Genomic DNA, 26,018 nt, shown 5'->3' with positions numbered 1-26,018 from the left:
CCTCCTGCGTCAGCTCACGCGCTCGATGAGCTCCATCGCGCCGGCTGGCGCGCGCACCTTGCCCTCGTGGATGACATAGGCGAACACGTCGCGCGGTATCTTCTTCGCCGGCTTGTCGTCAACCCGTGGCAGATCGTCCGGTTCGCCGCCGCCAGCCCACAGCTGCAACCGCTTCGCCCAGGCGTCGAGCTGCTTCGGCGGATAGCAGGTCGCAAGCTCGTCATTGCCCTTCTGCAGCCGGGCATAGACGAAATCACCCACGACATCGGCGATCGCCGGATATTTGCCGTGCTCGGCGAACACGACCGGCGTTGCAAACTCGCGCAGCAGCGCGACGAAGCCGGGGACGCAGAAACTGTCATGGCGGACCTCGACGACGTGACGCAGCTTGCGGCCGTCGAGCTCGCGCGGCAACAGCTCGAGGAACTTGCCGAAATCGGCCTCGTCGAACTTCTTGGTCGGCGCGAACTGCCACAGCACCGGCCCGAGCCGGTCGCCGAGCTCGAGCACGCCGGTGTCGTAAAAGCGCTTCACGGAATCACCGGCCTCGGCGAGCACGCGGCGGTTGGTCGCGAAGCGCGGCCCCTTCAGCGAGAAGATGAAACCGTCCGGCACCTCGCGCGCCCATTTGCGGAAGCTCTCCGGCTTCTGCGAGCCATAATAGGTGCCGTTGATCTCGATCGAGGTCAGCTTCGAGGCGGCGTATTCGAGTTCCTTCGATTGCGGCAGCTTGTCCGGATAGAACACACCGCGCCACGGCGCGAAGGTCCAGCCGCCGATGCCGATGTAGATATGGCTCTTGGATTGCGAGGCGCGTGCGGGGGCTTTGCTCACGGACCAATTCCGATGCTGATTGCCGAGGGTGTTGCGGTAGGGGAGACGATAGTCAACCGGGCCGGTTCTGACCAGTTCGGCGCGGTCGCGCCGTCGCTCTTCCCGTGCTCCGGAGCCTCGTGTATCCAGGGCCGGAGCCGGGAAGGGGAGATATGACAATGAGAGCGGAATCGGTCGGCGGCCTGCTGGGGGCAATCGTCGCCGCTGTCGTGCTTGCGGCAGCCTTCTACTATGTTCCCGTCGGGCCGATGGCCCGTCAGATGCAGCCGGCCAAGGTCGAGGTGCCGCCCACGCCGGTGCAGACGGTTCCGGTGGCTCCGGCCGTACGCGGACCGGTGGTCCGGGAGGTTCCGAACTAGGCCGGCCAGGGACCCCTTGCAATCCTGCCGAGGCACCCCATTTTGGTCGGGACGGTGACGTCGAGCTGTAACGGCTCCGGCACCGAGACGACCACGGCAGAGCGGTTGCGCCGGATGTACGCGCGCCCTTTGTTTGTGGTCGTTGGCATTTTGGGCCGCTCATTCGGCAGCGGTGCACGCCGGCACCACAGTCCGGGCTTTTTGCGCCTTCCTTCAGCCGTTGCGCTTGGCAGTGTGGAACGCGGCAGATATACGCATCCGCACCATGAACGATGTCCTCCGACCGGCCATGCCCGCGCCGCCGCAAACCGCTGATATTCCGATCGTTTCGGTGGTCGTTCCGACCTTCAACGAGCGCGACAATGTCACCACGCTGTACCGGCGGCTGGAGGCGGCGTTCAAGGATGTGCCGTGGGAGGTGGTGTTCGTCGACGACAACTCCCCGGACGGCACCTGGCAGGTGGTGCGCGAATTGTCGCGCAGCGACAAACGTGTCCGCTGCGTCCGCCGGGTCGGCCGGCGCGGCCTGTCCGGCGCCTGCATCGAGGGCATCCTGGCCGCCAGTGCGCCCTATGCCGCCGTGATCGACGCCGATCTGCAGCATGACGAGACCCAGCTGCCGAAGATGCTGTCGCTGCTGCAGAGCGGCGCGGCCGAGCTCGTCGTCGGCAGCCGCTACATCGAGGGCGGCAGCGCCGCAAGCTTCGACAGCAAGCGGGCCGGGGCCAGCGCCTTCGCCACCGAGATCGCGCGCCGCGCGCTCAAGGTCGAGGTCAACGATCCCATGAGCGGCTTCTTCATGATCCGCCGCGACCGCTTCGAGGAGATCGCGCCGAAGCTCTCCACGCAGGGCTTCAAGATCCTGCTCGACATCATCGCCAGCGCCGAGGGTGGTCTGAAGACGGTCGAGGTGCCCTATACGTTCGGCTCGCGCCTGCACGGCGAGAGCAAGCTCGACTCGATGGTCGCGCTCGACTTCCTCGGCCTCGTGCTGGCCAAGATGACCAACGACGTGGTGTCGCTGCGCTTCCTGTTGTTCGCGATGGTCGGCGGCACCGGCCTGGTGGTCCATCTCGCCACGCTGTTCCTCGGTCTCAATTTGTTCGACCTTCCGTTCGCGGAGTCGCAGGCGCTCGGCGCCTTCGTCGCGATGACCTCGAACTTCATCCTCAACAACTTCCTCACCTATCGCGACCAGCGGCTGAAGGGCTTTGCCATCCTGCGTGGCCTGCTCGTCTTCTATCTGGTCTGCTCGGTCGGCCTGCTGGCCAATGTCGGCGTCGCCTTCTCGGTCTATGACCAGGAGCCGATCTGGTGGCTGGCGGGCGCCGCCGGCGCGCTGATGGGCGTGGTCTGGAATTACGCGATCTCCGGATTGTTCGTCTGGCGCAAGCGATGACCTCTGCGGCCGTCGCCGACGACGCCCGGCTGGTCCGCAATGTCTGGCTGACCATCGCGGGCCTCGTCGTTGTCAGGCTGATCGCGGCCGCGGTCACGCCGATCACCTTCGACGAAGCCTATTACTGGATGTGGTCGAAGCATCTCGCGGGCGGCTATTACGACCACCCGCCGATGGTTGCGGTCGTGATCCGGCTGGGCACGCTGATCGCCGGCGACAGCGAGCTCGGCGTGCGCCTCGTCTCGATCCTGCTCGGCCTGCCGATGAGCTATGCGGTCTATCGCACGGCCGAGATCCTGTTCGGCGGCGTGCGCGTGGCGGCGACCGCGGCGTTGCTGCTCAACGTCACCCTGATGGCGGCGGTCGGCACGCTGATCGTGACCCCCGACGCGCCGCTGCTGGTCGCCTCCAGCTTCGTGCTGTTCTTCTGCGCCAAGGTGCTGGAGACGGGGAGAGGCGCGTGGTGGCTCGCGGTCGGCGCAGCCGTCGGTGCGGCGCTGCTGTCGAAATACACCGCGATGTTCTTCGGCGCGGCGATCCTGATCTGGCTCGTCGTCGTGCCGAAACTGCGCCATTGGCTGGCCTCGCCCTGGCCCTATCTCGGCGGCCTCGTGGCATTCGCGCTGTTCGCGCCGGTGATCCTGTGGAATGCCGATCACCAATGGGTGTCGTTCATCAAGCAGCTCGGCCGTGCCAGGGTCGAGGCGGTCAGGCCTGTCTACATCGCCGAGATCATCCCGACGCAGTTCGCCTTTGCGACGCCGCTGGTGTTCATCCTCGGTCTGATGGGCCTCTACGGCCTGGCCCGGCGCAGGGCAGGGGATGCGGCGGCGCGCGTCCTGATCGAGGCGATGGTCTGGGTCATCGTCGCCTATTTCGTTTGGCATTCGCTGCATGCCCGGGTCGAGGCCAACTGGTTCGCGCCGGTCTATCCGGCGTTCGTGGTGGCTGCCGCGGCGGCGGCCCATCTCGTCGCCTGGTCGGCGCGCGAGCAGCGCACCGCGACCTTCTGTCTGCGCTGGGCCGTGCCCGTCGGCGTCGTGATGTTCGTCGCGCTGATCGTGCAGGCCAACACGGGCCTGCTGTCCGGCTACCGGCGCGATGCCACGGTGCGCAGCGTCGGCGTCGGCTGGCGGCCGCTGGCTGCCGAGATCGAGGCGGCGCGGGTGCGCGCCGACGCCTCCTGCGTGCTGGCGATGGATTATGGCACCACCGCCTGGCTGTCGTTCTATCTGCCGCCGGGGACCTGCGTGCTGCAGCCGATCCAGCGCATCCGCTGGGTCAATTTCCCGGAGCCGGATCCGGCCAAGCTCGCGGGCACGCAGCTGTTCGTCGACGAGGCCCAGATTGCGACGCGGGCCTATGTCAGCAATACGTTCGGCCACATCGAGAAGGTCGGCGAGGCCGCGCGCAAGCGCGGGCCCTTGACCATCGAGACCTACGCCTTCTACGCGCTCAGCGAGCCGAAGGGCGATCTCCTCGACCGCACGCCGCCGCCGGAGCTGCAGCGCTGACACGCGCCTCAGGCCTGCTGCGGAATGATGTCCGCCAGCGCCTTGTCCTGGCCGTGGATCGCGACCATGTTGATGTCGGCGTCGATGGTCTTGTAGCCGCGGCGATCGAACCATTGCCGCAACTGGTCGGCATCGGTCTTGATCTTCTCGACCAGCATGATCGGCGTGCAGCGTTCGATCGTCGCCGCCGCTCCTTCGAGCGCCTCGAGCTCCATGCCCTCGACGTCGAGCTTGATCAGGTCGCAACGCGGCAGGTTGAAATCGTCCAGCGGAAGCTTGCGCACCTCGACCGTGTCGTTCTCATAGTCGATGGCCTGGCCAATGAACTCGGTGTTGGGACGCTGGCGCAGCTCGAGGCTGCCGAAGCTCGACGGGGTCAGATAGTTCGGGCTCGGGATGTTGAGCACGCCGCGCTCGGAGGATACCGCGGCATGGATCGCAATCGCGTTGAAGCAGTTGTTGATCGCGATATTGCCGGCGAGCGCGTAGTAGATCCGCTCCTGCGCCTCGATCGAGAGCACGGATCCCCAGCCGGTCATCGCCTTCGCCCATTCGATCGTGTGGACGCCGATATTGGCGCCGCAGTCGATCGCGACCGCGCCGTCCCCATGGTGCCTGCGGCGTACGCCGAGCAGGCGGACGGCCAGCTGCACCTCTCCCGGATCGAAGGCGCCGGTGTTGAGGATCTGGAAGCCGACGCCGTAGCCGCGGTTGGCGTCGATCATGCGATAGTCGAGCCGGTTGACGATCATCGTACCTTGATTGGTCGAGGCCAGCACGAAGGCCAGCTTCCGGCCGGGGATCTGCATGGAGAGGTCCTCTCGTGTCGTCTTGGCCGGGAGCGGACGCGGTACGATTCGCCGACGGCGTGTCGCAGAGAATCGTCCCGTACCATACTGTCGCCAGCGGCCACAGCGCCTGTAACTCCGGGTTGCTACGGATGCGCTTGTCGCGCACCCGGCCTGCCGGAGCAGGGGCTTTCGACTGGCGAGACCTGTGGCCTTTACCTCGTCAGCGCACGCATACGAGAGATCATCGATCGCTCGCCGCCGCCCAGGCCCAATCGTTAACGCGGCGTGCGCTGTTTTACGGATCGGCGCGGCCGACGGATGCTGCCTCTCCCGATTTTCCCGGTACGGCAATATTGCTTCCGGCTGCGGTTTTGCCCTGTTTCTGCCCTCTTTCCCGGCAAAACAGCCCCTGATGGTTAACCCGCCTCTAATCCGCCAAAACTTAATCAGCATTTAACTAAAAGTCGCCTTAATGAAGCTCTGTGCTTCTGCGAGATGCAAAGCGGGTGTCCGTGGCGCATCGAGCGAGAGTTGTCGAGTATTCGTTCGGGCGTGAGTGAATGAGTAACAGTCGAGCTGCGTTGGCCGCACGAAATCGCAGGAAGTCCTCCCTGATCGCGTTCTCTCACAAATTGATCGGTGGCGCGGCAATCGCATGCCTGATCGGGGGCTGCGCCGTAACGGTCTATACCAAGATCATCGCGGCCGACGCCTATCCGACCCTGGGCAGCATCGAGCAGGATGAGCCCGTCGTGCGCCCGGCGCCGCGGCTCGCGACGCGCAGCGCCGCCGATGCTGTGGGTGAGGCCTTCTCGGCATTCCCGGAATCTCCGCCCGTCACCACGGCCGCCGCCATCACGCCGCAGATGTTCAACGACCGCTTCGGCGCGGCCGTGCCGCAGGGCGTCGCCTCCAACGCCGCGAACGGCGCGCCGCCGCTGCCCAAGCTCGCCGAAGCCGCGCCCAAGCAGATCGAGACTAGGCAGATCGAGACCAAGTCGGCCGAGGCCAAGCCGGCCGAGCCTGCGAAGGTCGCCGAGGCGTCGAAGAAGGATGCCCGGCCGCCGATGCAGCTGGCGCTCGCCAACACCAGGCCGGCCGCGCAGCCCGCGACGCCGGCGCAGGCTGCCGAGGCCAATGCGCCGAAGAGCAGCGGCTTCTCGCTGCGCGCGATGACCGAGCGTGCCAAGGCGGCGGTGCTGTCGATCGCGGGTGAGCGCCACTCGATCCAGGAAAAGCTCTGGGGCAAGCCGGAGAACCAGGATGGCGGGCTCCTGGCCTATGCCTCGGCTGATTCCAACATCACTGCCAGCATCGCCAAGGATCCGACCCGCGGCGGCCGGCCGCCGTACGATTTGAGCACGGCCGTGTACGACATCTCGGCCAAGGCGGTGTATCTGCCCGACGGCACCAAGCTCGAGGCGCATTCCGGCCTCGGCGACAACCTCGACAAGCCGAGCTCGGAGAAGATCAAGATGCGCGGCGTCACCCCGCCGCACATCTACGAGCTGAAGCCGCGCGAGGCGCTGTTCCATGGCGTGCCGGCGCTGCGGCTCAACCCGATCGGCGGCGAGGACGCCATCCACGGTCGCAACGGCCTGCTGGCGCACACCTTCATGCTCGGCCCGAACGGCGACTCCAACGGCTGCGTCTCGTTCCGCGACTACTATGCGTTCCTCGATGCCTACAAGAACAAGGGTATCCGCAAGCTCGCCGTGCTCGCCCGCATCGAGTGAGCCGGACAGGCGGCGTTGAGGTGGGATCTGCATGGTCGCCCTCACACTCAGCAGTAGTTCCGAACTGTAGGGCGTGCAAAGGTGCGCCGTGAATCCCGTCGCACGAGTGCTATATCGCCAACTACTACGCTGCGCGATACAGCGCCCTCTTCCCTTGTGGGAGAGGGCGCATTCACTTGCAGCGCTCGTCCGATCTCCCAATCTCCTAGAGCACGCACTTTTAGAGCCACAAGATCGAGAATCCGTTGGCTGCCGTGCAGTCACGAGCGCACGATTTCTGATGCGGCTTCGGGATCGGCGTCGCTCCGGGCGACCGCTTCATGCGATCGCACTGGAAGAAGGAAAAACGGATACACAGCTCGAACACTCCTGGACACGACATCGCATTCTCGCGGCGAATGACGCCCGAGGCTTGCCAGCGACATCGCCCTCGTAAATCAGGAGAGGGCGCGGGGAATGCCGGGTGAGGGCCTCACCCATGGCCCGCCTGCAACAAAGAAAGCAGGCGGCAGTCACCACAGGTTCAGCCGCATCATCCGGCATTCCCCGCGCGATGGACCTACGGCTTATACGTGGTCTCCCTGGTGCGCCGGGCTTTCTGGCCACCATCGGTCGGAGCATTCGTCTCTCTCGACCTTGACACCAGCATCGGGGTGTCAGGACATCACGACTTCGCCGTGCGCACCGGATCGTTCGTCCGCGTGATCAGATCACGCTGCAACCCGACGCGCCCACCGCATCCCGCCCTCCACGTTCATGACGATCGCGAAGCGCCCCTCTCATGAGGGCGGGACCGGCATAGAATGCATGATTTCCGATTTTTGGAAACAAGAAAATGCGAGGCACAGGAGGCGAGCGGGGCGATCTGATTGACCCGGCTCAACAAATCAGCTTTCGCGCGCGCGTCTTCGATCGTTCGAGCGGGCGACAGTGCTGTTGTCGTGCGCGAAAATGCGCAACTGATTTGCCCGACGAGCAGTCCGGCTGTTGCAGATCCGTCGCATTGCGGAAGCCGGCAACGTCATCGCATCACGCTTTGGTCTTGACGGTTTCGGAAAATTCTGCGCATAGCTCTGCCCCATCGCAATCGGCCGCCGATCATCACCGGCGCGCTCTTGAGGACTACGACCGTGTTGAGCCTACGCTCACATCTCGCGAACGCCGCCACCAACGAACGACCCTTTAATCGGTCGAGCGATTGGTCGGGTCTGCGCGTCGCCTGTCAGGGTCCAAGCGATCTCGTGAAAATCCTGGCCCGACCGGGACTCCAGATTTCAGCAAGAGCATAACAGCGGCGGGACTGCACCCTCCGCGCACCAAGCGGAGGGTTGGATGACCCGGACGTCAGGCGAAGATCCCGAGACTTGCGACATTGCGCGCGCACTGGATTCACCGGTGGCAGCAGCTTTCGTGCGCATCGTCATGACGTGCCGCGGCGTGACCGAGGCGCGCGCGCGGCAGCTCTATCTCGACTACCTCAATCGCACCGATCCGGACGCGTTTCATCCGCACTCCGCGGACTGCGGGCGCGATGGCCGGCGAGCGTCGAGCGGTGCGTCGGGTAGACCATGAGGCCCATGTCCCCATCTGGCGAAGGGACCGGACCGTCGATCCGGGAAGGCGGGTTCGATTCCCGCCATGGGCGCCAGAACGACCAGGCGGTTGAAGCGAAGAGAGGAGGTCGACGATGTCAGCAACAAGTCCGGCGCTGGTTCTCAACGCCGACTTCCAGCCGCTGAGCTACTTCCCGCTGTCAGTGGTCAGCTGGGAGGATGCGATTAGGGCAGTCGTCAGCGGCTCTCACGTCGTCGTCGCGGAATACGACCGGGTCGTTCGTAGCCCGAGCGTCACCATGCGGCTGCCGTCGGTGATCGCGCTGCGCGACTACGTCAGGCCCGCGATGCGCGTGCCTTTCACGCGGTTCAACGTATTCCTGCGCGATCGCTTCGAATGTCAGTACTGCGGCGGCCGCTATCTGCACGGCGAGTTGACGTTCGACCACGTGGTACCGCGGGCCGATGGCGGCGAGACGTCGTGGACCAACATCGTCGCCGCTTGCAGTCCATGCAACGCGCGCAAGGACCGGCGCTATCTCAAGCCGCGACGGCCGCCCTTCGAGCCGACGCGGCACGAGCTGATGGCCGCGCAGCGCCTGTTTCCGCCGAGATTCCTGCACGAGACGTGGCAGGATTATCTCTATTGGGACGTGGAGCTGGAGCGGTGAGGAGAGGTGGCCCAGATGAGCGTGCGCCGAGGTCCAGCGGGCCTCGGCGTAAGCGACATCCGGGCTACGAAATTGCGTCGCCCGCATTTGCATGCGAGCGACGTCGTTATGAGTAGATCGATATGTAGACGATTAGTTACGGAATGAGATCGTTCGAAGATAATCGATGTCTACGTCTTGCGCGTGCCGTTGATTGTGTGTAGTAGCACCGTCCTTCGTGATGACTTTGGTTCGGGCTCGCTGAAATCCCGACTGGCGCGGCCGGTGTCCGGTCCCGTGTTCCGTCGTCGCAAAGAACAAGGAGTCTGTAGCTCATGGAGAGCGTCGGGTTGAAGGCCCGAAGGCATCGGTTCGATTCCGATCGACACCACCAAAGGATAGCTCAGTTAGGTAGAGCAGATGACTGTGAATCATCGGGTCGCGGGTTCGACTCCCGCTCCAGCGCTTCGGTTTAGCCTGAGAAGCTAATCGCCTCTGACGAGGACCGGACGCGCGCTTCAGTCGCGGTCCGGCCGTTTTGCCCAAGAAGAAAGTTCTAGGGCATTTCGACCAGATCAAGACACTGCAGAACCGGCTCTGTGCCGCGGTGGATACCGCGTCTGAAGATGCCGGGAAGGCTGCGCAAGGACGCTCGGGCTGATAGCTCGTGTGACCGCGCGCGTGCGCCCGGCATCGTCAGATGCTCAAGCCTCGGTCCGCTCGGTTCACGCAGGAAGCGTCGTCCGGTCCTCACGTCCTTTGATCAATGAATCGCGTTTCGGCCGATGGGCCGGACGCAAGCTGTGGGAGTGTGTTGTGACTTGGCATCTGGTGACGAAGACCGTGACGGTGGAGGATGGCGAGCGGGCGCTGGTGTGGCGTGACGGCCAGCTCGTGCGCGTGCTCGGTCCTGGCCGTCATGCGCTGCTCGATCCGCTGCACCGGCTGATGGTGCAAGTGTACGACGTGGTCAGGGCCGAATACCCGGCCGAGCGCTACGCGGTGCTGAAGGCCGCGCGGCCCGATCTCGCCGCCGAACTCTTCGAGGCCGTGGAGACCGGCGCGAACGAGATCGCGATCGTCAGCCTCGACGGCCGGCCGACGCATCTGCTCACGCCGTGGCAGACACGTGTCTACTGGAAGGTGGCGACGCAGGTCGAGGTCGAGCGCATCGACATCGCAAGCGACGTGCGTGTGAGCGCGCGGCATCTGGCGATGATCGAGCGTAACCGGCCGAGCGTTGTGACCGAGGTCGTGGTCGAGAACCACGAGGCCGGTCTGCTCCATGTCGACGGCAAGCTGACGGAGCGGCTGGCGCCGGGCCGGCACGCCTTCTGGGCGGTCGGCCGCAAGATCGAGGTCAAGCGCCTGGATATGCGGCCCACAGTGCTGGAGATCACCGCGCAGGAGATGCTGACCAAGGATCGCATCGCGCTGCGGGTGACGCTCACGGCGTTCCGGCGGATTGCCGACGCGGAGGCGGCTGTCGCGACCACGCCCGATGTGGATGCGTGGCTGTACCGGCTGGTGCAGTTCGCGATCCGCGAGGCGGTGGCGTCACGCACGCTCGACGAGGTGCTGGCCGCCAAGGCCTCGCTCGATGCCGAGCTGCGCGACTACGTGCGCGCGCGGCTCGGCGGCTCGGGCGTGGAGGTGACGGAGCTCGGCGTGAAGGACGTGATCCTGCCCGGCGAGATCCGCGAGCTCGTCAACAAGGTGGTGGAGGCGGAGCGGCTGGCCAAGGCCAACCTGATCCGTCGCCAGGAGGAGACCGCGGCGACGCGCTCGCTCCTGAACACCGCCAGGCTGATGGAGGAGAACCCGCTGCTGCTGCGGCTCAAGGAGCTGGAGTCGCTGGAGCGCCTGGTCGAGAAGGTCGGCCGCATCGACCTGCATGCCGGCGACGGCGCCGGCCTCGATGCGCTGCTGACGCGGTTGGTCCGGCTGAAGGCGCCGGATGCGGCGTGACCGATAAGAGAGGCCGCCCACGGGCGGCTTCCAATCTCATGGAGGAGCGAGCGATGACTGATATCACCTGGCGAGCCGACAACATCGAGACGATCTCGAATTTCTTCGGCGCTGCTGAGTGCGAGGAATACATTCGCATGGGTGAATCGATGGGGTTCGAGGCGGCGACTTTGTTTGCGCCTCGCGGCGTGAAGGATCATCGCAACAACGACCGCGTGATCGTTGACGATGCCGATCGTGCACGAGAGCTCTACGAGCGGCTCGCCGTGCATCTGGCGCCCTCGTTTCAGCATCGCTGGACGCCGGTCGGGCTGAACGAACGGTTGCGACTTTATCGCTACGACGTCGGACAAAAGTTCGACTGGCATCGCGACGGTCATTTCGAGCGCGACAATGGCGAGCGCAGCCAGTTCACCTTCATGGTCTATCTCAACGATGACTTCGAGGGTGGCAGAACGTCGTTTTGCGACGACACAGGTCGGATGCCGGACGGTCCTTTGCTCATCACGCCGGAGAGGGGCATGGCGCTGCTGTTCCAGCACCCGATCATGCATCGTGGTGATCCCGTGACGAAGGGCCGCAAATACGTGCTGCGGACCGACGTGATGTATCGGCGGAACGGTTAGCCCGCACGAGCGTCAGCGACATGCGGGTTCTCCGGCGAAGCTCGTGAGCCCCCCGGATGTCGCTCCCGCCTGCGCCCTCGCGGACGGAGCCGTCGGCTCATCGGCGCTGCGTTCGTACGAACGTGACGTCGTCGACCGGTGGAGGGAGCCGCCCACGGGCGGCATCCCGCGAGGTGAACGCAGGTGGATCGGGGCACGACAAAGCTCCGGCTGGACATGTGAGAGTAGCAAGATGATCGACGGAAACACCATGATCGCCTGGGGCTTCAAGCCCGGTCGCTGGTTCAAGGAGGGACTGGCGACGGCCAATGCGATGCGGGCCGATGGCGCCGATGATGACGCGATCTTCGCCGCGCTGCAGGAACTGCAGCCGGCGGAGACGCTGATGCGCACCAACGGCGTGCCGTTCGCGACGCTGATCGAAGCCGACAACGAGCTGGAGCGCGCCAATGTCGCGGCGGTGACCCAGCACATGGATGCGTTGATGCGGGTGCCGACCATCGTAGCCGGCGCCGTGATGCCGGACGCCTGTCCGTCGGGAACGGCGCTCGGCACCATCCCGGTCGGCGGCGTGGTCGCCTGTGAGGACGCGATCCATCCGGGCTTCCATTCCTCCGACATTTGCTGCTCGGTGGCGGTGACGGTGTTCGCGCGCAAGGACGATCCCAAACGCATTCTCGATGCGGTTCACGCCGTGACCCATTTCGGTCCCGGCGGCCGCGACCGGCTGCATCAGCCGCCCGACGAGGTGATGGCAGGGTTCGAGGCCAACCCCTTCCTGAAGGGGCTCGAGCGCTTCGCGATCGGCCACTTCGCCACGCAGGGCGACGGCAACCACTTCGCCTATGTCGGCCATCTCAGGTCGACCGGGCAGGCGGCGCTGGTGACGCATCACGGCTCGCGCGGCTTCGGCGCACAGCTCTACAAGCGCGGCATGGCGGTGGCGAAGCGGCACACCGCGATCCATGCGCCGAAGGTCCCGGAGCACAGCGCCTGGATCAAGGCGTCGAGCGACGACGGCCGCGCCTATTGGGAGGCGTTGCAGGTCGCGCGGCTGTGGACCAGGGCCAATCACCACGCGATTCACGATCTCGCTGCGGCGAAGCTCGGCAACGCCGTCGCCGACCGGTTCTGGAACGAGCACAACTTCGTCTTCCAGAAGAGCGACGGCCTGTTCTACCACGGCAAGGGGGCGACGCCGAACTGGTCCGGCTTCTCGGCTGACGATGACGGACGCACGATCGTGCCGCTCAACATGGCCGAGCCGGTGCTGATCCTGAAGCATCGCGACAACAAGGATGCGCTCGGCTTCGCGCCGCACGGCGCTGGCCGCAATCTCGGTCGGAAGGCGTTTTTGCGCGCGCATCGCCCGGAGATGCCCGAGGGCATCGATGCGCGGTTCTATTGCGGCAAGCCTGATTTGTCGGAGCTGCCGCAGGCCTACAAGAACGCGGCGTCGGTACGGGCGCAGATCAAGCGCTACGGCCTCGGCGAGGTCATCGACGAGGTGATCCCTTACGGCTCGATCATGGCCGGCGATTGGGAAGCCGATGCGCCGTGGCGGAAGGGGCGGTGATCTCGGCTCCGGTTGACAGCTGATTGCGCGGGTCGCGTACCGGTTGTGTCCGGAACTGTCCGTTTTGTGATTGTTGCGGGAGTGCCCGGGGATGGTCTAGACGTGAGTTTCTCATCGGTCGCAACCTGGCATTCCATGTTCATTTCGTCCTCGATCCTTCCGCTGATTGTCAGTCTGCTCCAACCCCTGGCGGTCGAGTCGGCGTCGATGGCTCCGACGCTGCTGGTCGGCGACAAGGCGGTGATTGCCGGCTACGGCGCTGGCGCAACGCCCGCGCGCGGCGACATCATTGCGCTGACCTCGCCCAAGTCAGGAACATCGGCTCCATTTGTGAAGCGTGTCGTCGGATTGCCGGGGGAGCGGATTCAGATGCGGGATGGTCAGCTTTGGATCAACGACAAGCCCGTGAAGCACGAGAAGGTGCAGGATTTCGTCGGAGAGGGTCTGTGCGGAGTGGCCAGTCTCGCTGCTGTCAGCCAATGGCGCGAGACGTTGCCGAACGGCGTAAGCTATCAGACGCTCGATTGCATCGAGCACTCGGCTCTCGATGAATCCGCGGTTCACACCGTGCCGGCCGGAACGTTGTTCGTCGTCGGTGACAATCGCGACAATTCGGTCGACAGTCGGATGCCCGCGCGGATGGGGGATGTGCCGTTCAGCAGTATCCTTGGCCGCCTTGAGCGCGTCGTACCTGGTCCGGCTCGGAGCAAGTAGCGCAGACGAAATCTGGTGCGATACGTCAGGGATGGCTGACTGGGGGGCGTCATGACGAGCGTAGATGCTGGTGGGATTCGGCGGACCCGCGAGCCGTGGTGGGCGATCGCGGCGATCTTCATCGCGGGCTTCGCGCTGCTGAGCCTGCTGCTGGCCTCGCCGGTGCTGATCCGCTCCTTCCTGTATCAGCCGTTCAACATTCCTTCATCCTCGAACATTCCAACGCTTCGCGTCGGCGATGTCTTCTTCGTGTCGAAATATCCCTACGGCTACAGCCGCTTCACTTGGCCGTTGTCATGGCCTTCCTCGTTGCCGCCGTCGGCGCGTATCTGGGGCGCGACACCTGCGCGCGGTGATGTCGTCGCGTTCTTCCTGCCGAAAGACAATGCGACCGTCTATATCAAGCGCGTCGTCGGACTGCCCGGCGATCGCGTCCAGATGAAGGACGGAGTGCTCTACATCAACGATACGGCCGTCGAGCGGGAGCGCGTCGAGGATCTGACCGGAGAGGCGGCCTGCGGGGGCGATGCGAACGAGCGCGTCACGCGCTGGCGCGAGACCTTGCCGAATGGCGTGAGCTACGAGACGCTGGATTGCGTCAGCCACGGCTTCTTCGACAACACCAACGTCTTCGTTGTGCCGGACGGCCGGCTGTTCATGCTCGGCGACAACCGCGACAACTCGACCGACAGCCGCGTCCTGTCCCAGATCGGCTATGTGCCGATCGAGAACGTGATCGGCCGCGCCGCCATGATCTTTTTCTCCGCCGCCCGCGCCGAGAAAGGCGAGCCGGGCCGGATCCGTTTCGAGCGGATCGGGACGATGGTGAAGTAGGGCGGACGCGAACCCGTAGCCCCGCATGAGCGAAGCGACATGCGGGATCACCGGCGCGGTTCGTGAGACCCCGGATGTCGCTTCCGCCCGCGCCCTTCGGGATGCGGCGTGCGCTCATCCGAACTACGCATTGAATGCATCGGGGCACGAGCCCGAAACCGAGGCTGGCGATTCGACAATTCCAGTACAAACGAAAACCCCGGCATCGCTGCCGGGGTTTTGCAATTGTCGTCTGCGACGAAGCGTCGGACTTAGAAGTCCATGCCGCCCATGCCGCCGCCCGGAGGCATCGCGGGGCCGCCGGCGTTCTTCTTCGGCAGCTCGGCGACCATGGCTTCGGTCGTGATCAGCAGCGCAGCCACGGAGGCGGCGTTCTGGATCGCGGCGCGAACCACCTTGGTCGGGTCGATGATGCCCTTGGAGACCAGGTTGCCGTACTCGCCGGTCTGGCTGTCGAAGCCATAGGCGTACTGGTCCTTCTCCAGGATCTTGCCGACGATGACCGAGCCGTCCTCGCCCGCGTTGATCGCGATCTGGCGGGCCGGGGCGGAGAGCGCCTTGCGGACGATCTCGATGCCGGTCTTCTGGTCGTCGTTCTTGGTGCGCAGGCCCTTGAGCTGCTCGGACGCCCGGAGCAGGGCGACGCCGCCGCCCGGCAGGATGCCTTCCTCGACAGCCGCGCGGGTCGCATGCATCGCGTCATCCACGCGATCCTTGCGCTCCTTGACCTCGACCTCGGTCGCGCCGCCGACGCGGATCACCGCGACGCCGCCCGCGAGCTTGGCCAGACGCTCCTGCAGCTTCTCACGGTCGTAGTCCGAGGTGGTCTCCTCGATCTGCGCCTTGATCTGGTGCACGCGCGCCTCGATGTCGGCCTTCTTGCCGGCGCCGTTGACGATCGTGGTGTTCTCCTTGTCGATCATCACCTTCTTGGCGCGGCCGAGCATCGAGAGGTTGACGTTCTCGAGCTTGATGCCGAGATCCTCCGAGATCGCCTGGCCGCCGGTCAGGATCGCGATGTCCTGCAGCATGGCCTTGCGGCGATCGCCGAAGCCCGGCGCCTTGACGGCCGCGACCTTCAGGCCGCCACGCAGGCGGTTGACGACCAGGGTGGCGAGCGCCTCGCCCTCGACGTCCTCGGCGACGATGACCAGCGGCTTGCCGGTCTGCACCACGGCCTCGAGCAGCGGCAGCAGCTCGTTCAGCGAGGAAAGCTTCTTCTCGTTGATCAGGATGTAGGCGTCATCCATCTCGACGCGCATCTTGTCGGCGTTGGTGACGAAGTAGGGCGAGATGTAGCCGCGGTCGAACTGCATGCCCTCGACGACGTCGAGCTCGGTCTCGAGCGACTTGGCTTCCTCGACGGTGATGACACCCTCGTTGCCGACCTTCTTCATCGCGTCGGCGAGGAACTTGCCGATCTCGGCGTCGCCGTTGGCGGAGATGGTGCCGACCTGGGCGATCTCGTCGTTCGACGTGACCTTCTTGGAGTTCTTGACGAGGTCGGCAACGACCGCCTCGACCGCGAGGTCGATGCCGCGCTTCAGATCCATCGGGTTCATGCCGGCGGCAACCGCCTTGGCGCCTTCACGCACGATGGCCTGGGCCAGCACGGTCGCGGTGGTGGTGCCGTCGCCGGCCGCATCAGCGGACTTCGAGGCGACCTCGCGCACCATCTGCGCGCCCATGTTCTCGAACTTGTCGTCGAGCTCGATCTCCTTGGCGACGGTGACGCCGTCCTTGGTGATGCGCGGCGCGCCGAACGACTTGTCGAGGACGACGTTGCGGCCCTTCGGACCGAGCGTGACCTTGACGGCATTGGCGAGGATGTCCACGCCGCGCAGCATGCGGTCGCGAGCGTCGACGCCGAACTTTACGTCTTTTGCTGACATATTGGGTTTCCCTGAGTTGAATTGGTCGTCTCACCCTGGGCAGGGCGCCCGCAGGCGCTCCTCAGGGTGAGCGTTGAGCGGGTTGGCTTAGGCGGCCTTCTTCTTCGACGCGGTGTCGGTGAGCACGCCCATGATGTCGCTTTCCTTCATGATCAGCAGCTCGTGGCCGTCGATCTTGACCTCGGTGCCCGACCACTTGCCGAACAGCACGCGGTCACCGACCTGGACGTCGAGCGGGACCAGCTTGCCGCTCTCGTCGCGGGCGCCCGGGCCCACCGCGATCACTTCGCCCTGCGAGGGCTTCTCCTTGGCCGAGTCGGGGATGATGATGCCGCCAGCGGTCTTCTCTTCGGCGTCGATGCGCTTGACCACGACGCGGTCGTGAAGCGGACGGAAAGCCATACAGTCCTCCTAAGCTATTGAGGCGATTGTCAGTTTCTGGGAATTTGGCAGTCGGCGCCGGCGAGTGCCAGCACGCAGGCTGGATTTAGGGGAGAGCATTCAGCCGGGCAAGGGCTTGTAGCAGAAAAATTAGCAGTCAACTGCGGGCTCTGCCAAAGCGTTCCGATAGCGTTAACGGGAGCGGAACGAACCATGAAACCCCGTATTAGCACCTGGGCTAAGTGGCTGCTAATGCAGCATTTTTCAACATGTCGTTAAACATTTAAGCTTGAGATGGGTTGAGGACATGCGTCACATTTCTAGGCAGTGAGCGCATCTTTGCCGGGTGGCTCCATCCCGGATAGCCACACGGACATGCGCTCCAGAAACGGAGGTTGGCATGGTGTCGAAGGTTGAGGTTTCCGAGGACTTTCGGAAACAGGTGCTGGGTTACGGGCTGACGACGGCGCAGATCCTGTATCGGATGCCGGACCATCGCTCGCTGCTGCAGACCTATGTCTGGCAGAACTACGACCTGTTTCCGAAATTCCCGGCGCTGCAGGACTTCCTGGCGTTCTGGCAGGAGAAGATCGAGGGGCCGCTGTATTCGGTCACGGTGGCGCATTCCAAGCTCATCAAGCCGGCCGAGCTGCGTGCCGTCGACGGCGTCTTCCGGCTGCATTGAGGCTGACAGCCACCGCTGCCGCCTCATGACCGGTGTCATTCCGGGGCGCGCGAAGCGCGAGCCCGGAATCCATCGGGCGGCAGAACGCGCGGAGGAATGGAATCCGGGCTCGTGCTTCGCACGCCCTGGAATGACGACCTTTGTTGGAGCGGCTGCTGGGACTCTCCAATATGTGCTACCCTCGCGACGAGGATACGCAGGGAGAGCACCATGGCCACCAAGAGCCGGACGACCAAGCCCGCATCACGCGCCGCCGCCAAGTCAGCGGCGCTGAAGACCGGCAAGAGCAGCAAGGCGACGGCGAAGGCCGTTACGAGAACTAGCGCCAAGCCGCTGGCGAAGACGCCCGCCAAGCCGGGCCGGGCGGCTGCGCCGTCGGCGCGCAAGGCGCTGGCGAGCAAGGGGCGACCAGCGCCGGCGCCGCGCCGCCGCAAACAGAAGGTCGCGATCAGCCATCACCGCGAGGAGGACTTCAAGGCCGACGGCCTGCGCGCTTATGCCCATTACCGCGACCTCGGCATCGCCGACGCGACGCACGGTTTGGCGCGCGCGCATGTCATCCGCATGCTGCCGCCGTGCAATCCGCAGGAAGTCTCCAAGCTGCACACCCATGCGGTCGACTTCCAGATGGTCTATGTGCTCAAGGGCTGGGTGAAGAGCTACCTCGAAGGCGTCGGCGAGACGCTGATGCAGGAGGGCAGTTGCTGGACCCAGCCGCCGAAGATCCGGCACATGATCCTCGACTATTCCGACGACGTCGAGCTGCTGGAAGTGATCCTGCCGGCCGACTTCAAAACCGTCGAACTGTCGACGTAAAGCCGACAGAAATGGATGGAAACATTTGCGTGCGATGGACGGCGGTCCCATCGCGCGTGTGTGTTGACATCCGGTCTCGCGTCACTGGGACGGATGGGCCGGCGACGAATCCGTAAGAGGTGTTCGTCGCGGGCTTGCGTAAAGGCGTACCCGTCCCGTTGCCGCGCTTCGTCGTCCAGTTCGCTCCCACGATCCCGCGCGCGCCTCGCACGCGCGCATCGATGCAGCCCCGCTTCGCCAGCGCGGGCGCCGGCTCGGCTTCAGGTGTAGGACATCGCGAGGACATCGACTGGCTGCGCGCCATCGCGGTGCTCTCCGTCGTCGCATTCCATTTCGAGGCGCCGGCGATCTTCGGCGGCTTCGTCGGCGTCGACATCTTCTTCGTCATCTCCGGCTACCTGATCACCGGCATCATCGCCGCGGAGATCGCGGCGGGCCGCTTCTCGTTCGTGCAATTCTACGAGCGGAGGGTGCGGCGGCTGCTGCCGGCGCTCTACGCCATGGTGGCGTTCGCGGCGCTTCCGGCGTCGCAGGACATGCTGGGCTCCGAGCGCGCCGAATTCTTCCGTTCCGCGGCCGCCGTCGTCACCTTCACTTCGAACGTCTTCTTCTGGCAGCAGTCGGGCTATTTCGACCACGCCGCGGTGGAGAAGCCGCTGCTGCACACCTGGTCGCTCGCCGTCGAGGAGCAGTTCTATCTGGTGCTGCCGATCGTGGTCTGGGCCGTGTTGCTGATAGCGCGCGGCCGCAGGCTGGCGCTGACTTTCACGCTGGCGCTGCTGGCTGCCGGCTCGTTCGCGCTCTGTTTGCTGCTGATGCGCGAGGGCGCGTCCGCGAGCGCATTCTTCCTCAGCCCGCCGCGCGCCTGGGAATTCCTGCTCGGCAGCCTGGTCGCGATATCCGGCCTTCCCGCACCGCGGCCTGGTCTCGCCCGGCGCGGCGCCCGCGCGCTGTCGCTGCTGCTGATGGCGGTGCCGATTCTGGCGCTGCGCCCCGGACCGGGTTTCCCCGGCGTCGACGCGCTGGCGCCATGCCTCGGCGCCGCGCTGTTCCTGTGGAGCGGCGCCGGCGTGGCCAACGTGCCGCGTAGCCCGCTATCGCCGCTCGGCGTGGCGGCGTTCTTCGGCCGCATTTCCTATTCGCTGTATCTGTGGCACTGGCCGTTGTTCGCCTTCGCGCGCTTCGCCAAGCCCGGCCTCGCGCTCGACGGCTGGGAGCGGGTGGCGTTGTTCGCGCTCACGGTCGCAGTCGCCACGTTGTCCTGGCGCTTCATCGAGCAGCCGTTCCGCCATCGCAAACTCGCAGCGACCCCGCGCGCGGCCTTCGGTCTTGCGGCGCTGGCAAGCCTGCTGCTGCTGGCCGGCAGCGGCGTGGGTCTGCTGCGCGCCGGCGCCGTGTCGGACGCCGACCGCGCGGCGCAGCGGCTGGACGCCTACAACGCCTACGACATGAAGCCGGTCTATCGCTACGGCACCTGCTTCACGACGCCGGACGGGCGCGTGCCCGAGGATTGCCTCCGTCCAGTGCCTGGCAAGACCAATTTGCTGCTGTGGGGCGACAGCTTTGCTGCGCACTACTACCACGGCCTCAAGGCCGAGCTCGATCCGGACACCGTCAACATCATGCAGGCGAGCCAGCCCACCTGCATGCCGACCTTCAGCGCGGAGACGCAGGGCGTGGCCGCCTGCCGCGCGCTGGCGGCCCAGATGCGCGACTACTTCGCGGCGCACCGGCCCGACCTGGTGGTGATGTCGGCCGATTGGCTCGAAGATGCCCGATCGCCGCGCTTTGCCGGAATGGTGCGCGACCTCAGGTCGACCCTGTCTCGGCTCAGTGATGCCGGCATTCCGGTGGTGCTGCTCGGCCCGTCCGTGCAATTTCGCGCGCGACTGCCGTCGATGCTGGCGCGCGCCACCTTGCGCGGCATGGCGCCGGATCCCGTGGCTTTCGTTCGCTCGGACATCTTCGCGCTGGATTCGGCCATGCAGGCGGGGCTGCCGAGTGGTGAGGGCTTTTCCTACGTTTCGATCCTGTCGGCGGTCTGCGAGAGCGGACGCTGTCCGCTCACGGTCGGCGACGTCCCGCTGTCGTTCGACCACGCGCATCTCACGGCGGCGGGCTCGCAGCTCGTGATGGCCCGGATCGCGCCGCTGCTTCTCCCGAAGACGACCGAGCTCAGCTCACGTCAGCAGGCCGACGATCGCGCCCATCAGGCAGGTGGTGAGGGTGCCCGAGACGATTGATTTCAGGCCGAGCGCGTTGATCTCGTCGCGCCGCGTTGGCGCCATGGTGCCGAGGCCCCCGATCATGATGCCGAGGCTGGCGAAGTTGGCGAAGCCGCACATCGCGTACAGCATGATCAGCCGCGCGCGCGGATCGAGCGCGCCGGCGTCGAGCTTGGCCAGCTCGACATAGGCGATCAGCTCGTTCAGCACCGTCTTGGTGCCCATCAGGCTGCCGGCGGTGACGGCCTCCGACCACGGCAGGCCCATCAGCCAGCACACCGGCGCCATCACGAGGCCGAGCAGCCGCTGCAGCGAGATGTCGGCGCCGCCGATGGCGGGCAAGAGCGACAGGATCGCGTTGGCGAGATGCACCAGCGCGACCAGCACCAGCAGCAGCGCCACGATGTTCATCAGGAGTTCGAGCCCGGCGCTGGTGCCCTTGACGATCGCGTCCATGGTCGAGGTGGCCTGAGTCCCGGGATCGCCGAGCGCGCCGCCGGTGAGCTGCTTCGACGTCTCCGGCACCATGATCAGGCTGACCAGGATCGACGCCGGCGCGCCGAGCACCGAGGCGATGACGAAATGCGCGGCGGCATCCGGGATCAGTGGCGCCAGCAGCGTGGCGTAGAGCACCAGCACGGTGCCGGCGATGCCGGCCATGCCGCCGGTCATGACGAGAAACAATTCGCTGCGCGTCATCTGCGCCAGATACGGCCGGATGAACAGCGGCGCTTCGACCATGCCGAGGAAGACATTCGCGGCGGTCGACAGGCCGACCGCGCCGCCGACGCCGAGGGTGCGCTCCAGCAGCCAGGCCATGCCGCGCACCAAGGGCGGCAGCACGCGCCAGTAGAACAACAGCGTCGTGATCACGCTCATGACCAGCACGATCGGCAGCGCCTGGAAGGCGAGCACGAAATCGGCACCGGGCGCCTTCAGCTCGAAGGGCAGGGCGCCGCCGCCGACATAGCCGAAGACGAAGGAGGTGCCGGCCCGGGAGGCCGACGAGATGGCGCCCACGACGTCGTTGATGGCGCCGAACGCGCGGGCGACCGCAGGCACCTTGAGCAGGACAATGGCCGTCACGAGCGTCACCACCAGCCCGAGCCCGGCCTGCTTCAACGACACCGCGCGCCGGTTTTCACCGAGCGCCCATGCGATCGCGAGCAGTGCGATTATCCCGAACGCCGATTGCAGCTGAAGCATCAGATCCCCCGAACCCCGTTTCATTATGGGCGCAGGGAACTGCCGCGTGCAATGCCGCGCGGGCCATGCGGGGCCCGCGATTGACAAGCAGTGAGGGCTGCGTCACGCAGGCGCCATCATGTCGTCCACCGTCCCGATCGGCGCGCGCGATCTCTTGAAGCAAAGCGCGTTCCTGTTCTTCCTGTCGTCCCGCAGCCTGTCGCGCTTTGCGAGCCAGATCGCGGCGGTGGCGATCGGCTGGCAGATCTACGATCTGACCGGGCGCGCCTTCGATCTCGGCATGGTCGGGCTGATCCAGTTCCTGCCAACGGCACTGCTGGTGTTCGTCGCCGGCAGCGCCGCCGACCGATTCCAGCGCAAGCGCGTCGTGCAGCTCTGTCAGCTCGTCGAGGCGCTGACGGCGCTCTATCTGTGCTGGGGCGCTTACGCCGGTCAGCTCGGCGAATTCCAGCTGTTCGCGGCCGTCTTCGTGCTCGGCATTGCCGGCGCCTTCGAAAGTCCGGCCACGGCGGCGCTGCTGCCGCTGATCGCGCCGTCCGGCACCTTGCAGCGGGCCAGCGCGCTGTCCAGCGGTGCAGCGCAGCTCGCGACCATCGCGGGGCCTGCGATCGGCGGCTTCGCCTATGCGGTCGCGCCCGGTGTGCCCTACGGCATCATGATGCTGTTCTGGATCGGAGGCATGGCCCTGACCGGCCTGATGCAGGTGCCTGATGACGTGCCGGCCGAGCGGCTCGAGGGCAGCAAGGACGATCTGTTCGCCGGCGTCCGCTTCATCCGCGCCAATCCGGCGATCCTCGGCACCATCTCGCTCGATCTGTTCGCGGTGCTGCTCGGCGGCGTCACTGCGCTGCTGCCGATCTACGCGCGCGATATTCTCGACACCGGGCCGTTCGGGCTCGGCGTGCTGCGCGCCGCGCCAGCGGTCGGCGCGCTGGCGATGACGGCGGTGCTGGCGCGCTACACCATTCGGCGGCGCGTCGGCCTGCGCATGTTCCAGGCGGTCATCGTGTTCGGTGCGGCGACGGTCGTGTTCGCCGTCTCGCATGTGATGTGGATCTCGGTCGCTGCGCTCGCCGTTCTCGGCGCCGCCGACACCGTCAGCGTCGTGATCCGCTTTTCTCTCGTTCAGCTCGCCACGCCCAACGAGATGCGCGGTCGCGTCGGCGCGGTGAACTTCCTGTTCATCAACGCCTCCAACCAGCTCGGCCAGTTCGAGAGCGGCGTCACCGCCGCGCTGCTAGGGGCCATGCCCGCCGCCATCCTCGGCGGCGTCGGCACCATCGCGATCGCGCTGGCGTGGATGAAGCTGTTTCCCGAGCTGCGGAAGGTGGAGCGGTTGGAGTAGGGCGAGCCGGCCGCGCTCTCTCCGTCATTCCGGGGCATCGCGCAGCGATGAGGCCGGAATCCATCACCGTGAGACGTCGTGTGACGAAGATAAATGCCACATCCATCTCGCGCCACACCACCGCGTGTGGCTATGGATTCCGGGCTCGCGCTTCGCGCGCCCCGGAATGACGAGTGGAGAGAGCAGGGAGCGGGATCTGAAAGAAGTGATCACCCCCGTCCGACGAACGGCATCTTCGTCGCCATCACCGTGATGAACAGGACGTTGGCGTCGAGCGGCAGGCCGGCCATGTAGGCGACGGCGTCGCCGACCGCCTTCACGTCCATGCGGGGCTCCGGCATCATGCGGCCGTCGGGCTGCAGCACGCCGCCGACCATGCGCTCGGTCATCGGCGTCTCGGCGTTGCCGATGTCGATCTGGCCGACCGCGATGTCATAGGCGCGGCCGTCGAGGTTCGACGCTTTCGTCAGACCCGTGATCGCGTGCTTCGTCGAGGTGTAGGGCGAGGAGAACGGCCGCGGCGCGTGCGCCGAGATCGAGCCGTTGTTGATGATGCGGCCGCCGCGCGGCGATTGATCCTTCATGATGCGGAAGGCGTGCTGCGTGCACAGGAACGGCGCCGTGAGGTTGGTCGCCACCACCGACTGCCATTGCTGCAGGGTGAGGTCCTCGAATGGCACCGGTGGCGCGCCCATGCCGGCATTGTTGAACAGCACGTCGAGCCGGCCGTAGGTCGACTTCACGGTGTCGAACAGCGCCGCGATCGAGGCGGGGTCCATCATATCGGCGGAGACGGGGAGGCTCATGCCGGCTGGGCCGAGCTTGGCGGTCTCCTCCAGCATCTCCTTGCGGCGACCGGCCAGCACCACGGTGAAGCCGGAGTTCATCAACGCGAGCGATGCGGCGCGGCCGACCCCCGTGCCTGCGCCTGTCACCAGCGCGATCTTCTTTGCCGCTTCAGCCATGTTTCCTCACCTTCAGTTCAAGTGTTTTGCAGTTTCAGTGTTTTGACTCGCTCTGAGTCTTATAGGGCGGCCTTGGAATGTTGTTATGCGCAGCGCGCAGGGCCGCCGACCAGCGCGAGCGGAGATCGTGGAAATAGGGCTCGCCGGCCTCGATGCGATGATTGAGGTCGGCCTCGCAGGCCTCCGCGCGCACGACCAGCACGTCGATCGGCAGGCCGACGCCGAGATTGGAGCGCATCGTCGAGTCCATCGAGATCAGGCCCGTCTTCAGCGCCTCGTAGAGCTCGACGTCGTAATGCATGGCGCGGTCGAGCACCGGCTTGCCGTATTTGTGCTCGCCGATCTGCAAGTACGGCGTGTCGGTGGTGCATTCGATGAAGTTGCCGGCGGTGTAGACCATGAACAGCCGCATCCGCGAGCCCTTGATCTGGCCGCCGAACAGGAACGAGACGTCGAACGAGATGTCTTCGGCCTTCAGCGCCGGGCCTTCGGTGGCGTGCACCATGCGGATCGCCTTGCCGATGCGCTGTGCGGCCTGAAACATCGTCGGCGCGTTCATCAGGGTCTCGACCTCGCCGGTGTCGGGGTCTTCCATCCCTTCGGTCAAGGTCGATAGGACGGACTGGCTGATGGCGAGATTGCCGGCGCTGGCGACCGCCACGATGCGCTCGCCCGGATTGGAGAAGATGTGCAGCTTGCGGAAGGTCGAGACGTTGTCGAGACCGGCATTGGTTCGGGTGTCCGCGATCATGACGAGGCCGTCACGCACCAGAATTCCGCAGCAATAGGTCATCTCAGTCCCCTCGAGCCATTGCGCGAATTACTAGCGAAAATCGGCCTCCCGTCCACCCCCGCCAATGTCGAAGCCGGAATGAGCGGTCGCTCCACAAAAGGTCGTCATTCCGGGGCGGAGCGAAGCGACGAGCCCGGAATCCATCCCTCCGTGCATTCTGCCGCCCGATGGATTCCGGGCACGCGCTTCGCGCGCCCCGGAACGACACCATGGCTGGAGCGCGCGTTCCAGAATTCAGGACTGCCGCTGCGACTGGGATTGCGACGGACCGCCGCGGCCGACCTGCTCGACCTTCACTTTCACGGTGAGCGTCTCGGTGCCGCCGCCATAGCGTGTGCCGCGCACCGGCGCCGCGCCGAGATAATCGAGTCCGATCGCGACCCGGACATGAGCGTCGGTGGTGCAGATGCAGTTGGCGGCGTCGAAACCGACCCAGCCGAGATCCGGTACATAGGCTTCCGCCCAGGCATGGCCGGCCTCCTGGTGCACTGCACCATCGGAACGCAGGAAGTGGCCGGATACGAAACGCGCGGGAATGCCGGCGGCGCGCGCGCAGGCGATGAAGATATGCGCATAGTCCTGGCAGACGCCGCGCTTCAGCACGAAGGCTTCCGCCGCCGAGGTGCCGCTGTGGGTCGGATCCTCGTCGAAGGTCATGTGCTCGTAGACCTGCATCATCAGCGTGTGCAGGAGGCCGAGTACGTCGCTCTCCGACTCCGCGCGCAGATCGCGCACGACGGCGGCCATGGCCGCATTTGCGGCCGTGAGCGGCGTCTGCCGGAGGAAGAAGCTGGGTGGGAAGCGTTCGTCCGCTCCCTTCAGCACGCCGCCGGTGTCGTGGGTCTCGACCAGTCCTTCGGCGGTGATCGTGAGGTCCTCGAGCGCGCCATGCGTGATCACGTGGGTGACGTTGCCGAATGCGTCCTCGTGCATGTCGAGGCGGGAATCGGTCGACACGTCGATCTGCCACTCCGCCACATATTGGCCGTCATTGCTGCCGGGCGTCATGCGGATGATCTGGATCGCGCCGGTCGCCGCCGGCTCGTAGCGGTAGGTGGTGGAATGGGAGATACGCAGGCGCATGGCGGTCGACCAGTCTTCGTCAGATGTGCTGTCCGCGGTAGCTCGTTTCACCTCTCCCTGAAAGGGGGAAGGA

The 26,018-nt window shown here is 65.6% G+C and carries 23 protein-coding genes and 3 tRNA genes; 18 read left to right on the top strand and 8 right to left on the bottom strand.

Translation table 11 applies throughout. The features are described from left to right. Positions 1-9: 9 nt before the first annotated feature. Positions 10-834 (bottom strand): DUF72 domain-containing protein, encoded by an 825-nt coding sequence (locus tag ACQR0W_RS00890; RefSeq protein WP_316186828.1) that lies wholly within the window; start codon positions 832-834, stop codon positions 10-12. A 158-nt stretch (positions 835-992) separates the two neighbouring features. On the opposite strand from ACQR0W_RS00890, the gene ACQR0W_RS00885 reads away from it, so the two are divergent. The 3 genes from ACQR0W_RS00885 (at position 993) to ACQR0W_RS00875 (ending at position 4,106) form a co-directional block, all read left to right on the top strand. Continuing rightward, positions 993-1,193 (top strand): hypothetical protein, encoded by a 201-nt coding sequence (locus tag ACQR0W_RS00885; protein WP_315714746.1) that lies wholly within the window; start codon positions 993-995, stop codon positions 1,191-1,193. A 265-nt stretch (positions 1,194-1,458) separates the two neighbouring features. Next, positions 1,459-2,592 (top strand): glycosyltransferase family 2 protein, encoded by a 1,134-nt coding sequence (locus ACQR0W_RS00880; RefSeq protein WP_434840568.1) that lies wholly within the window; start codon positions 1,459-1,461, stop codon positions 2,590-2,592. Then, positions 2,589-4,106, top strand: coding sequence for a glycosyltransferase family 39 protein (locus ACQR0W_RS00875; RefSeq protein WP_315826259.1), 1,518 nt, complete (start codon positions 2,589-2,591; stop codon positions 4,104-4,106). The genes ACQR0W_RS00880 and ACQR0W_RS00875 overlap by 4 nt, the downstream gene beginning before the upstream one ends. A gap of 8 nt (positions 4,107-4,114) precedes the next feature. On the opposite strand, the gene ACQR0W_RS00870 is transcribed toward ACQR0W_RS00875, so the two are convergent. Beyond that, positions 4,115-4,915, bottom strand: coding sequence for an FkbM family methyltransferase (locus tag ACQR0W_RS00870; RefSeq protein ID WP_315826258.1), 801 nt, complete (start codon positions 4,913-4,915; stop codon positions 4,115-4,117). Positions 4,916-5,457: 542 nt separating this feature from the next. Here ACQR0W_RS00870 and ACQR0W_RS00865 point away from each other — a divergent pair. The 11 genes from ACQR0W_RS00865 to lepB (ACQR0W_RS00815) all read left to right on the top strand — a co-directional run bounded on the left by ACQR0W_RS00865 (position 5,458) and on the right by lepB (ACQR0W_RS00815) (position 14,554). Next, positions 5,458-6,633 carry a DUF2778 domain-containing protein gene (locus tag ACQR0W_RS00865; protein WP_315749391.1) on the top strand — a complete coding sequence of 392 codons (1,176 nt, stop codon included), beginning with the start codon at positions 5,458-5,460 and terminating at the stop codon, positions 6,631-6,633. 1,395 nt (positions 6,634-8,028) lie between these two features. Beyond that, entirely contained in the window at positions 8,029-8,205 is a 177-nt protein-coding gene (locus ACQR0W_RS00860; protein ID WP_434888665.1) for a hypothetical protein, read from the top strand. Between the two features lies 1 nt (position 8,206). Beyond that, positions 8,207-8,281 (top strand) — tRNA-Asp (locus ACQR0W_RS00855). Positions 8,282-8,320: 39 nt separating this feature from the next. Then, on the top strand, positions 8,321-8,857 hold the full coding sequence (locus tag ACQR0W_RS00850) for an HNH endonuclease (RefSeq protein ID WP_316194594.1): 537 nt from the start codon (positions 8,321-8,323) through the stop codon (positions 8,855-8,857). Positions 8,858-9,157: 300 nt separating this feature from the next. Continuing rightward, a tRNA-Phe gene (locus tag ACQR0W_RS00845) sits at positions 9,158-9,230 on the top strand. A gap of 2 nt (positions 9,231-9,232) precedes the next feature. Continuing rightward, a tRNA-His gene (locus ACQR0W_RS00840) sits at positions 9,233-9,298 on the top strand. Between the two features lie 354 nt (positions 9,299-9,652). Then, on the top strand, positions 9,653-10,804 hold the full coding sequence (locus tag ACQR0W_RS00835) for a slipin family protein (protein ID WP_316170273.1): 1,152 nt from the start codon (positions 9,653-9,655) through the stop codon (positions 10,802-10,804). A gap of 53 nt (positions 10,805-10,857) precedes the next feature. Next, a complete protein-coding gene (locus tag ACQR0W_RS00830; RefSeq protein ID WP_316170272.1) occupies positions 10,858-11,430 on the top strand; it encodes a 2OG-Fe(II) oxygenase in 573 nt (190 codons plus the stop codon). A gap of 232 nt (positions 11,431-11,662) precedes the next feature. Then, positions 11,663-13,006: an RtcB family protein gene (locus ACQR0W_RS00825; protein ID WP_316170271.1), complete on the top strand. Its 1,344-nt coding sequence runs from the start codon at positions 11,663-11,665 to the stop codon at positions 13,004-13,006. A 102-nt stretch (positions 13,007-13,108) separates the two neighbouring features. Beyond that, a complete protein-coding gene (gene lepB, locus ACQR0W_RS00820) occupies positions 13,109-13,720 on the top strand; it encodes a signal peptidase I (protein ID WP_315749402.1) in 612 nt (203 codons plus the stop codon). Positions 13,721-13,771: 51 nt separating this feature from the next. After that, on the top strand, positions 13,772-14,554 hold the full coding sequence (gene lepB, locus ACQR0W_RS00815) for a signal peptidase I (protein WP_316170270.1): 783 nt from the start codon (positions 13,772-13,774) through the stop codon (positions 14,552-14,554). Between the two features lie 251 nt (positions 14,555-14,805). Here the strand turns inward: lepB (ACQR0W_RS00815) and groL are convergent, their stop codons facing one another. Both groL and groES read right to left on the bottom strand, forming a co-directional pair. Next, on the bottom strand, positions 14,806-16,446 hold the full coding sequence (gene groL, locus ACQR0W_RS00810) for a chaperonin GroEL (RefSeq protein WP_315767500.1): 1,641 nt from the start codon (positions 16,444-16,446) through the stop codon (positions 14,806-14,808). Between the two features lie 87 nt (positions 16,447-16,533). Next, a complete protein-coding gene (gene groES / locus ACQR0W_RS00805; RefSeq protein ID WP_315714736.1) occupies positions 16,534-16,848 on the bottom strand; it encodes a co-chaperone GroES in 315 nt (104 codons plus the stop codon). Positions 16,849-17,227: 379 nt separating this feature from the next. Here groES and ACQR0W_RS00800 point away from each other — a divergent pair, with 379 nt between their 5' ends. From ACQR0W_RS00800 to ACQR0W_RS00790, 3 genes are all read left to right on the top strand, one after another. Next, positions 17,228-17,512 (top strand): usg protein, encoded by a 285-nt coding sequence (locus ACQR0W_RS00800; RefSeq protein WP_315714735.1) that lies wholly within the window; start codon positions 17,228-17,230, stop codon positions 17,510-17,512. A 210-nt stretch (positions 17,513-17,722) separates the two neighbouring features. Continuing rightward, on the top strand, positions 17,723-18,328 hold the full coding sequence (locus ACQR0W_RS00795; protein WP_315749404.1) for a cupin: 606 nt from the start codon (positions 17,723-17,725) through the stop codon (positions 18,326-18,328). Positions 18,329-18,549: 221 nt separating this feature from the next. Further along, positions 18,550-20,571, top strand: a complete 2,022-nt coding sequence (locus tag ACQR0W_RS00790; protein ID WP_316186824.1) for an acyltransferase family protein — start codon at positions 18,550-18,552, stop codon at positions 20,569-20,571. Here ACQR0W_RS00790 and ACQR0W_RS00785 read toward each other — a convergent pair. Beyond that, positions 20,509-21,759: a NupC/NupG family nucleoside CNT transporter gene (locus ACQR0W_RS00785; RefSeq protein ID WP_315749407.1), complete on the bottom strand. Its 1,251-nt coding sequence runs from the start codon at positions 21,757-21,759 to the stop codon at positions 20,509-20,511. The two genes, ACQR0W_RS00790 and ACQR0W_RS00785, sit on opposite strands and share 63 nt — an antisense overlap. Before the next feature lie 118 nt (positions 21,760-21,877). Between ACQR0W_RS00785 and ACQR0W_RS00780 the strand changes: the two genes are divergently transcribed. Continuing rightward, positions 21,878-23,104 carry an MFS transporter gene (locus ACQR0W_RS00780; RefSeq protein ID WP_315749409.1) on the top strand — a complete coding sequence of 409 codons (1,227 nt, stop codon included), beginning with the start codon at positions 21,878-21,880 and terminating at the stop codon, positions 23,102-23,104. Between the two features lie 209 nt (positions 23,105-23,313). Here the strand turns inward: ACQR0W_RS00780 and ACQR0W_RS00775 are convergent, their stop codons facing one another. The 3 genes from ACQR0W_RS00775 to ACQR0W_RS00765 form a co-directional block, all read right to left on the bottom strand. Beyond that, the gene (locus ACQR0W_RS00775; protein WP_315749410.1) at positions 23,314-24,069 is read right to left on the bottom strand and encodes an SDR family oxidoreductase; all 756 of its coding nucleotides are present in this window, start codon (positions 24,067-24,069) and stop codon (positions 23,314-23,316) included. Positions 24,070-24,103: 34 nt separating this feature from the next. Next, positions 24,104-24,862: a peptidase gene (locus ACQR0W_RS00770; protein ID WP_315714729.1), complete on the bottom strand. Its 759-nt coding sequence runs from the start codon at positions 24,860-24,862 to the stop codon at positions 24,104-24,106. A 234-nt stretch (positions 24,863-25,096) separates the two neighbouring features. Beyond that, positions 25,097-25,945 (bottom strand): transglutaminase family protein, encoded by an 849-nt coding sequence (locus ACQR0W_RS00765; RefSeq protein ID WP_315749412.1) that lies wholly within the window; start codon positions 25,943-25,945, stop codon positions 25,097-25,099. Between the last annotated feature and the right edge of the window lie 73 nt (positions 25,946-26,018).

The organism is Bradyrhizobium sp. HKCCYLRH1034 (assembly GCF_051168375.1).
Taxonomy (GTDB): domain Bacteria; phylum Pseudomonadota; class Alphaproteobacteria; order Rhizobiales; family Xanthobacteraceae; genus Bradyrhizobium.
The sequence above is the reverse complement of the archived record's forward strand: the minus strand, read 5'-3'. Positions and strand labels throughout refer to the sequence as shown.

Excerpts from the sequence above, each read along its gene's own strand:
- ACQR0W_RS00870 (WP_315826258.1), bottom strand. The coding sequence starts at position 4,915 with ATGCAGATCCCCGGCCGGAAGCTGGCCTTCGTGCTGGCCTCGACCAAT.
- ACQR0W_RS00780 (WP_315749409.1), top strand. The coding sequence starts at position 21,878 with ATGTCGTCCACCGTCCCGATCGGCGCGCGCGATCTCTTGAAGCAAAGC.
- ACQR0W_RS00800 (WP_315714735.1), top strand. The coding sequence starts at position 17,228 with ATGGTGTCGAAGGTTGAGGTTTCCGAGGACTTTCGGAAACAGGTGCTG.
- groL (WP_315767500.1), bottom strand. The coding sequence starts at position 16,446 with ATGTCAGCAAAAGACGTAAAGTTCGGCGTCGACGCTCGCGACCGCATG.
- ACQR0W_RS00885 (WP_315714746.1), top strand. The coding sequence starts at position 993 with ATGAGAGCGGAATCGGTCGGCGGCCTGCTGGGGGCAATCGTCGCCGCT.
- ACQR0W_RS00825 (WP_316170271.1), top strand. The coding sequence starts at position 11,663 with ATGATCGACGGAAACACCATGATCGCCTGGGGCTTCAAGCCCGGTCGC.
- ACQR0W_RS00775 (WP_315749410.1), bottom strand. The coding sequence starts at position 24,069 with ATGGCTGAAGCGGCAAAGAAGATCGCGCTGGTGACAGGCGCAGGCACG.
- ACQR0W_RS00875 (WP_315826259.1), top strand. The coding sequence starts at position 2,589 with ATGACCTCTGCGGCCGTCGCCGACGACGCCCGGCTGGTCCGCAATGTC.
- groES (WP_315714736.1), bottom strand. The coding sequence starts at position 16,848 with ATGGCTTTCCGTCCGCTTCACGACCGCGTCGTGGTCAAGCGCATCGAC.
- ACQR0W_RS00765 (WP_315749412.1), bottom strand. The coding sequence starts at position 25,945 with ATGCGCCTGCGTATCTCCCATTCCACCACCTACCGCTACGAGCCGGCG.
- ACQR0W_RS00865 (WP_315749391.1), top strand. The coding sequence starts at position 5,458 with ATGAGTAACAGTCGAGCTGCGTTGGCCGCACGAAATCGCAGGAAGTCC.
- ACQR0W_RS00770 (WP_315714729.1), bottom strand. The coding sequence starts at position 24,862 with ATGACCTATTGCTGCGGAATTCTGGTGCGTGACGGCCTCGTCATGATC.
- ACQR0W_RS00790 (WP_316186824.1), top strand. The coding sequence starts at position 18,550 with ATGCAGCCCCGCTTCGCCAGCGCGGGCGCCGGCTCGGCTTCAGGTGTA.
- ACQR0W_RS00850 (WP_316194594.1), top strand. The coding sequence starts at position 8,321 with ATGTCAGCAACAAGTCCGGCGCTGGTTCTCAACGCCGACTTCCAGCCG.
- ACQR0W_RS00830 (WP_316170272.1), top strand. The coding sequence starts at position 10,858 with ATGACTGATATCACCTGGCGAGCCGACAACATCGAGACGATCTCGAAT.
- ACQR0W_RS00795 (WP_315749404.1), top strand. The coding sequence starts at position 17,723 with ATGGCCACCAAGAGCCGGACGACCAAGCCCGCATCACGCGCCGCCGCC.
- ACQR0W_RS00880 (WP_434840568.1), top strand. The coding sequence starts at position 1,459 with ATGAACGATGTCCTCCGACCGGCCATGCCCGCGCCGCCGCAAACCGCT.
- lepB (WP_316170270.1), top strand. The coding sequence starts at position 13,772 with ATGACGAGCGTAGATGCTGGTGGGATTCGGCGGACCCGCGAGCCGTGG.
- ACQR0W_RS00785 (WP_315749407.1), bottom strand. The coding sequence starts at position 21,759 with ATGCTTCAGCTGCAATCGGCGTTCGGGATAATCGCACTGCTCGCGATC.